5 protein-coding genes and 1 pseudogene are annotated in these 7,129 nt (G+C 60.4%); 3 read left to right on the top strand and 3 right to left on the bottom strand.

Translation table 11 applies throughout. From position 1 onward, the window contains the following. The coding region (locus AAC083_RS21280; RefSeq protein WP_146181544.1) for an ABC transporter substrate-binding protein at positions 1-845 on the bottom strand (845 nt) is incomplete at its 3' end. 443 nt (positions 846-1,288) lie between these two features. Between AAC083_RS21280 and AAC083_RS21285 the strand changes: the two genes are divergently transcribed. The 3 genes and pseudogenes from AAC083_RS21285 (at position 1,289) to AAC083_RS21295 (ending at position 3,861) form a co-directional block, all read left to right on the top strand. Continuing rightward, positions 1,289-2,305 carry a lipoate--protein ligase A gene (locus AAC083_RS21285; RefSeq protein ID WP_108535552.1) on the top strand — a complete coding sequence of 339 codons (1,017 nt, stop codon included), beginning with the start codon at positions 1,289-1,291 and terminating at the stop codon, positions 2,303-2,305. A gap of 62 nt (positions 2,306-2,367) precedes the next feature. Further along, positions 2,368-2,859, top strand: a pseudogene (locus AAC083_RS21290) (aspartate aminotransferase family protein); the annotation flags it as partial. Positions 2,860-3,072: 213 nt separating this feature from the next. Continuing rightward, positions 3,073-3,861, top strand: a complete 789-nt coding sequence (locus AAC083_RS21295; RefSeq protein WP_108535553.1) for a hypothetical protein — start codon at positions 3,073-3,075, stop codon at positions 3,859-3,861. A gap of 92 nt (positions 3,862-3,953) precedes the next feature. Here the strand turns inward: AAC083_RS21295 and AAC083_RS21300 are convergent, their stop codons facing one another. Together AAC083_RS21300 and AAC083_RS21305 are read right to left on the bottom strand one after the other, a co-directional pair. Continuing rightward, positions 3,954-4,310 (bottom strand): copper-binding protein, encoded by a 357-nt coding sequence (locus AAC083_RS21300; RefSeq protein ID WP_108535554.1) that lies wholly within the window; start codon positions 4,308-4,310, stop codon positions 3,954-3,956. Positions 4,311-4,372: 62 nt separating this feature from the next. Continuing rightward, positions 4,373-7,129: efflux RND transporter permease subunit (locus tag AAC083_RS21305; RefSeq protein WP_108535555.1), on the bottom strand; the 2,757-nt coding region annotated here is incomplete at its 5' end.

Here is a 7,129-nt window from a genome sequence, read left to right on the forward strand (position 1 = left end):
GGCTGCATCAGCTCCCTGGTTTCACGGGCTTCGAACTCCAGCTGCTCACGGCCATAACCGCTGGGATAGTTCTCCATGATCCAGTTGATCATCTCCTCCGGGTTTTCCATGGCGTAACGCCATCCCTTGAGGCTGGCCTGCTGGAACGCATAGACCCGCTCCGGCCTGCTCGTCAGCTCATGCTCCGAGGTAAACAGATTGTCGCCGTAGAAGTCAACGTCGATATCGCGGGGGGAGAACACCCGGTAGGAGAGCCCCATCTGGGCTAGCTGAAAGGGCTCTGTGGTGCTGTAGGCGCTGATGGCATCCACCTTTCCGGTCAGCAAGGCCTGCAGCCCCTGTTCATAGGGCAGTTTGGTCCAGCTGTGTGGCTGGGCATGGCGGCTGAGATAGACCAGCAGCTCCTTGGAGCCAGGCTCCAGCATCAGGCGTTTTCCCGCGAGCGCCGAGGGTTGCAATATGTCGGGCCGTTCCAGGGAGATCAGGACCAGCGGCGAGTGCTGCAGCATGGCCGCCAGTACCACGACCGGACGACCTGCGGCACGGGCGAGCAGCAAGTCGCTGCCGCTGATCCCGAACTGGGCATGGCCCGACATCACCTCGTTGACCACATTGGTCTGCGGCGTGGCGGCGCGTAGTGCGACATTCAGACCAGCATCACGATAAAAGCCCTTGAACTGGGCGGCGTAATAACCGGCGAACTGGAACTGATGTTGCCATGGCAGTTGCACAACGACCTGCTCTGCCGCCCTCAGGGGCAGAGAGGTGACGCTGTAGAAGATCGCCGAACCCAGCATTGGCAGATACCAGAGCAAACGATGAAGGGAGGAATTTACGCCTGTCATATACATTCTTCTCGGGAGACGGGGTCGATCCTAGAGTCAAATAATTCCTTGTTGCCCGCAAGGGGGCGAAAGGGCGCTGGAATCAGGGATCCATGACAAAAAAAGTGATGTCTGTGTCGTTTATCACGTTTAGCTTTCATGCTCGGTATTTTTGTCAATTATGCGAATAACTAAGGAGCCATATGGCCTATTAAAATGGTCGCATTTTAGTCGTATTTATCTGCTATTTACCTCAGTAATAGTGAGTGACTGCTTTTTTTTCGGCGCAATGCGTCAAGCTGTGTCGCCGTATCAAAAGAAACTTTTCTGATGCTGTGGGAATGTATCCGGATTGATCCCATTCGGTTGTTACTCGGTAACGATGGACGCAAGTTGGCAAGGACCCAAACCCGGTCGCCTGCGGTGGTATGATAGGGGCTTTACCTACTCGCTGAGGCTCTATCATGTCCCGATTGCGTCTTTTGTTGTCTGACTCTCACGATCCCTTGTTCAACCTGGCGGTGGAGGAGTGCATCTTTCGCCAGATGGACCCGAACCAGCGGGTGCTCTTCCTGTGGCGCAACGCCAATACGGTGGTGATTGGCCGCGCCCAAAATCCTTGGAAGGAGTGCAATACCCGCCGGATGGAGGAGGACGGCGTGACCCTGGCGCGGCGCAGCAGCGGGGGCGGTGCCGTGTTTCACGACCTTGGCAACAGCTGCTTCACCTTCATGGCGGGCAAGCCTGGCTATGACAAGAGTATCTCCACCGCCATCGTGCTGGATGCACTCAAGCGGCTCGGGGTGAGTGCCTTTGCCTCCGGGCGCAACGATCTGCTGGTGGCGACCCCGGACGGGGATCGCAAGGTGTCGGGCTCGGCCTATCGGGAGACGCAAGATCGCGGTTTTCATCATGGCACCCTGCTGCTCGATGCCGATCTGGGTCGGCTCGCCAATTACCTCAATCCAGATCCCAAGAAGTTGGCGGCCAAGGGTATCAGCTCGGTGCGCAGCCGGGTGGCCAACTTGTGCGAGTTGTTACCCGGTATCGATCACAACCAGCTGAGTCATGCCCTCTGTGAGGCCTTTTTTACCCATTACGGCGAGCACGTTCTGCCTGAACACATCTCCCCCGAGTGGATGCCGGACCTGCCCGGATTTGCCGAGACCTTCGCCCGCCAGCGCAGCTGGGAGTGGAATTTTGGTCATGCGCCTGCGTTCAGTCATCAGCTGGACGAGCGTTTCGACTGGGGCGGGGCTGAGCTCCATTTCGATGTGGACAAGGGGGTCATAGGCCGGGCGCAGATCTTCAGCGACAGTCTGGATCCGGCGCCGCTGGATGCGCTGGCCGAACGGCTGGTTGGCCTTGCCTATCGCCGCGAGGCCATAGTGGCGCTGCTGTCGCAATTGCAGGCCGATTTCCCGGCCCAACAAGCCGAGCTGGACGAGCTATCCCGCTGGTTGCTGGCCGCGTTGCGCTGAGGTTTTTTCCTGTCCGGGCAGCACATCAAAAGAGGCGCTCAACGGCGCCTTGTTGCCGGCCGACGCCACGGCTCATCATGATAAAAGAGCAGGATTTGCGCAAGGTGATGGAGAATGACCCGGAAACCGTCTCCGACTTCGAGCGGGAGATTCAGGGTCAGACCCACTTGCACTCCACCTGCGAGTGTTCACGGGGGGTGAGCGGCCTGTTCGATGCCTGTGCTGCGCTCAACTACCCGGGGGGGATCGCATCGTGCAGCCCACTGCTGGCACAATGCCCACTACTTCCGCTGTCGCCTTCGCGCTGGTGTGTAGCCCGGACACGGCCTACAAGGCGCGGCTGCCACGCAACACCGGCTATCACCGCAGCCTTCTTTACCTGGCGCGGCAAGGTGGGGCTTTCCACCAACCGGGTGGAGGCCATCACCCACTCTGACGACGACGCGTGCGGCAAGTACACCTATATCGCAGGGGACACAGCGGTCTTCATGAACCCGGCTTGCGGTCGTGAGCAGATGGATGCCTTCATCGCGCACAGTCGCGGCTGCCCATGACTGGCGGTCTGCTTGTGTCATGTTGCGTGTTTTTATATTATTTCAACTAATTGAATTATAAGGAATTACTTGTGATTTGTGCGTAAAACGTGAAGCAGCGTAGGTTATGCCCACCTACATCTCGTTTTGACTTATTTTTGACGCATTTTTTCAGTACGGTATGGATTTCAACGGGCTGATGTTTAGCCGTGAATACCATCAAAAGGAGCCGTTATGGACAAGTGCAGACGCAGAGTTACCCTGGGGCTATTGAGTGCCCCCCTGGCCACCACCCTCGCCGGGTGCAACAGCAGCAACGACAGCGAAGGGATCACGGCTGACTTTAGTGCCACCCTGACCGACAGGTTGACGGCCGAGCTGAAGGATGAGAACACGGCCCGCCAGCTGTGTCCCTTCATCGAGGAGGCCAATTTCAACATGACGCCGCCCTCGATTGCGATAGCAGACACCAGCACCCTGATCGCCTTTGCTTTTGGCAATCGCCCCAACGACTCCGGTAACCCGGATGAGCTGGCCAAGCCCGGCCCCATGAACGAGGCCCTGGCCGCCTGTTGCGCAGCCCTCTACCGACAAAAAGCCATGCCTATGTATGTGCAGTGGGAGATAGCCCGTTACCTCGACTCGGCCCGCTATCCGGATATTCCGGCCAGGGACGTCATCTCCATTGAGCCTTACTGGGATGCCGACGGCAAGCTGGTCTATCTGAGCACTGACGGTGTGGTCGAGGCCATCGTCAGGGATTATGCCGGTGGTGATCCCGCCACCCTCGGCACGGCGGCTGTTATCGGTCATCGCGATCACGTCAAACGTTGCATCATGACCTGCCGGGCCCGCAAGGTGGCGAGCCATGCTCCGGAGGGGATCGAACTGCCCGTCTGGTATGACGAGCAATCCGCTCAACCCTGGACCCGGCGGCGGGATCTCTATGTCTTGCAGGACATCACGGCCCAGCTGATGGGGGTGGCGCAGGCCAACATAGCCAAGGCTTACCCGAACGGGTAAATCCGCCTGGGGTGAGGGATAAGCAGGATCCGGGTGCCTGAAAGAGGACAGTAACACGGCGCAGAGATCCTGCCGTTTGGCTGTTGCTGGTGTTACCGTTTCTGCAACTGGGTGACCGTCAGCTTGCCGGCCCGGTTCTCGACGCGAAAGCTCACCGCATCCCCCACCTTGAGCCCCTTGGTCAGAGCGGGATCCGCCAGCAGGAACACCATGGTCATGGGGGGCATCTTGAGGTTCTCTATCGCCTCGTGTTTGATCCCCACCTTGCCGCTGGCTTCATCGAGGCGGGTGATGACCCCTTTGGTCATCACCCGCTCTTCCATCGCCTGCATATCCATCCCCTCCATCTGGGACATATCGTGCCCCTCGTGGTTCATGGTCATCTTGGCCTGGGCCTGGAGAGAGGCAAGGCCAAGCAGCAATGTCAGGGTCAGCGTCTTGTAGTTCATGATGTTTTCCTTCAGTTGTTTATTCAAACTCTTCGTTGATTAAAAAAGGGTGTGAAATCGGGTTATTCGGCTTGCGGGTTCGCGCTCTTGCCAAGGCTGCGACTGCGCCACAGGTAGTAGGCGGCAGGCAGCACCAGCAGGGTCAGCACCAGCGCGCTCACCATGCCGCCTATCATCGGCGCGGCGATGCGCTGCATTACCTCTGAGCCGGTGCCCTGGCTCCACATGATGGGCAACAGGCCCGCGATGATGGTCACCACCGTCATCATCTTGGGGCGCAGGCGCAGGGCGGCGCCCTGGATCACCGCCCGGTGCAGACCCGCCTTGTCTGGTTTGCCGCTGGCCACCAGCTCATCCCAGGCGTGGTTGAGGTAGACCAGCATCAAGACGCCTGTCTCCACCGCGACGCCAGCCAGAGCGATAAAGCCCACCCCGACCGCCACCGAGAGGTTGAAGTCGAGCAGCCAGAGGGTCCAGATCCCGCCCACCACGGCGAGTGGCAGCGTGGTGAGAATGAGCAGCACCTCTTGAACGCGGCGAAACGCCAGATAGAGCAGCAGCACGATAATGGCGACCGTGAGCGGCACCACGTAGGCGAGGCGCGCCTTGGCTCGCTCCATGTATTCGTACTGACCCGACCAGGTGAGGGCATAACCCGCCGGCAGCACCAGCTGCTTGTCCACCTCAGCCTTGGCCTGCGCGACGAAAGAGCCGATGTCGCGGCCGCGAATATCGACGTAGACCCAGCCGTTGAGCCGCGCATTTTCACTGCGCAGCATGGGGGCTTCGTCGCTGATGTAGACCCGGGCCACGTCCGCCAGCGCGATGCGCGCGCCGCTCGGAGTCACCACCGGCAGCAGCTCCAGACTGGCCACCGAATCGCGATAGCTCTGGGGATAGCGCAGGTTGATGGGGTAGCGCTCGCGCCCCTCGATGGTCTGGCCCACCTCCATGCCGCCCACTGCGGTGGCGAGCACCGCCTGCACATCGGCGATGTTGAGGCCGTAGCGAGCCGCTTTGAGCCGGTCGATATCCACCTTGATGTAGCGGCCACCGGCTACCCGCTCGGCGTAGACCGATGAAGCGCTCTCCACCTTGCCGACGATCAGCTCGAGCTGCTGGCCGAGCTGCTGGATCACCTTTAGATCCGGCCCCGCTATCTTGATACCGACCGGGGTCTTGATGCCGGTTGCCAGCATGTCGATGCGGGTCTTGATGGGGGGCAGCCAGGCGTTGGTGAGGCCGGGGAAGCGAATGAGAGCGTCGAGCTCCTCTTTGAGCTTCTCTGGCGTCATGCCGGGGCGCCACTGAGCGCGGGGTTTGAGCTGGATGCTGGTCTCCATCATCACCAGATCGGCGGGATCGGTGGCGGTCTCGGCGCGCCCCGCCTTGCCGAACACGTTCTGCACCTCGGGCACGGTGCGAATGAGCTTGTCGGTCTGCTGCAAGATCTCCCGCGCCTTGCCCACCGAGATATTGGCCGCGGTGGTGGGCATGTACATGATGTCCCCCTCATCGAGCGGCGGAATAAACTCTGAGCCCAGATGCTTGAGCGGCCAGAAGCCCGCGACCGTCACCACCGCCGCCAGCATGAGCGTGGTTTTCGGGCGTGCCAGCACGGCCTTGAGCAGCGGAATATAGCTGCGGGTCAGCATCCGGTTGAGGGGGTTGGCTTGTTCGGCCAGCACCTTGCCGCGGATAAAGTAGCCCATGAGTACCGGCACCAGCGTGATGGATAGCCCGGCCGCCGCCGCCATGGCGTAGGTCTTGGTGTAGGCGAGTGGATGAAACATCCGCCCCTCCTGCGCCTCCAGCGCAAACACTGGCAAAAAGCTCATGGTGATGATGAGCAGGGAGAAGAAGATGGCAGGCCCCACCTCTATGCTCGCCTCTGTGATGATGCGCCAGCGGTTCTTGTCGGTGAGTGCCTCCCGCTCCATGTGTTTGTGGACGTTCTCGATCATCACGATGGCGCCATCGACCATGGCGCCGATGGCGATGGCAATGCCGCCGAGCGACATGATGTTGGCGTTGATCCCCTGCAGGTGCATGACGATAAAGGCCACCAGAATGGCGATGGGCAAGGTGATGACTACCACCAGTGACGAGCGCAGGTGGAACAGGAAGGCCAGACAGACCAGCACCACCACGGCGAACTCCTCCAGCAGCTTGCCGGAGAGGTTGTCGATGGCACGCTGGATAAGATCGGATCTGTCGTAGACGGTGACGACTTCGACCCCCTCAGGCAGGCTGCTTTTCAGCTCCGCCAGCCGCGCCTTGACCCCGTCGATGGTGTGCTGGGCATTCTCGCCATAGCGCATCACAATGATGCCACCCACCACTTCCCCCTCGCCGTTGAGTTCGGCTATGCCGCGCCGCATCTGGGGGCCGGTGACCACATCCGCCACGTCACCCAGCAGCAGCGTGGCGCCGCGCACAGTGGTGCCGAGCGGGATCTGCTTGAGGTCTTCCACGCTCTTCAAATAGCCATTCGAGCGCACCATGTACTCCGCTTCCGCCATCTCGATGACGGAGGCGCCTGTCTCCTGATTGCCCTGCTTGATGGCCGTCTCGATAAGGGATATCGGGATGCCGTAGGCACGCAGCTTGTCCGGGTCGACCCGCACCTGATACTGGCGCACCATGCCGCCGACGGTGGCGACCTCGGAGACGCCATTGACGGTTTGCAGCTCGTACTTGAGGAACCAGTTTTGCAGCGAGGTGAGCTCGCTCAAGTCATGCTTGCCGGTCCTGTCCACCAATGCGTATTGATAGACCCAGCCCACCCCGGTGGCATCGGGGCCGAGCTGGGGGCGGGC

It is taken from the genome of Aeromonas sp. HMWF014 (genome assembly GCF_963878295.1).
GTDB lineage: Bacteria > Pseudomonadota > Gammaproteobacteria > Enterobacterales > Aeromonadaceae > Aeromonas > Aeromonas popoffii.

Excerpts from the sequence above, each read along its gene's own strand:
- AAC083_RS21285 (WP_108535552.1), top strand. The coding sequence starts at position 1,289 with ATGTCCCGATTGCGTCTTTTGTTGTCTGACTCTCACGATCCCTTGTTC.
- AAC083_RS21300 (WP_108535554.1), bottom strand. The coding sequence starts at position 4,310 with ATGAACTACAAGACGCTGACCCTGACATTGCTGCTTGGCCTTGCCTCT.
- AAC083_RS21295 (WP_108535553.1), top strand. The coding sequence starts at position 3,073 with ATGGACAAGTGCAGACGCAGAGTTACCCTGGGGCTATTGAGTGCCCCC.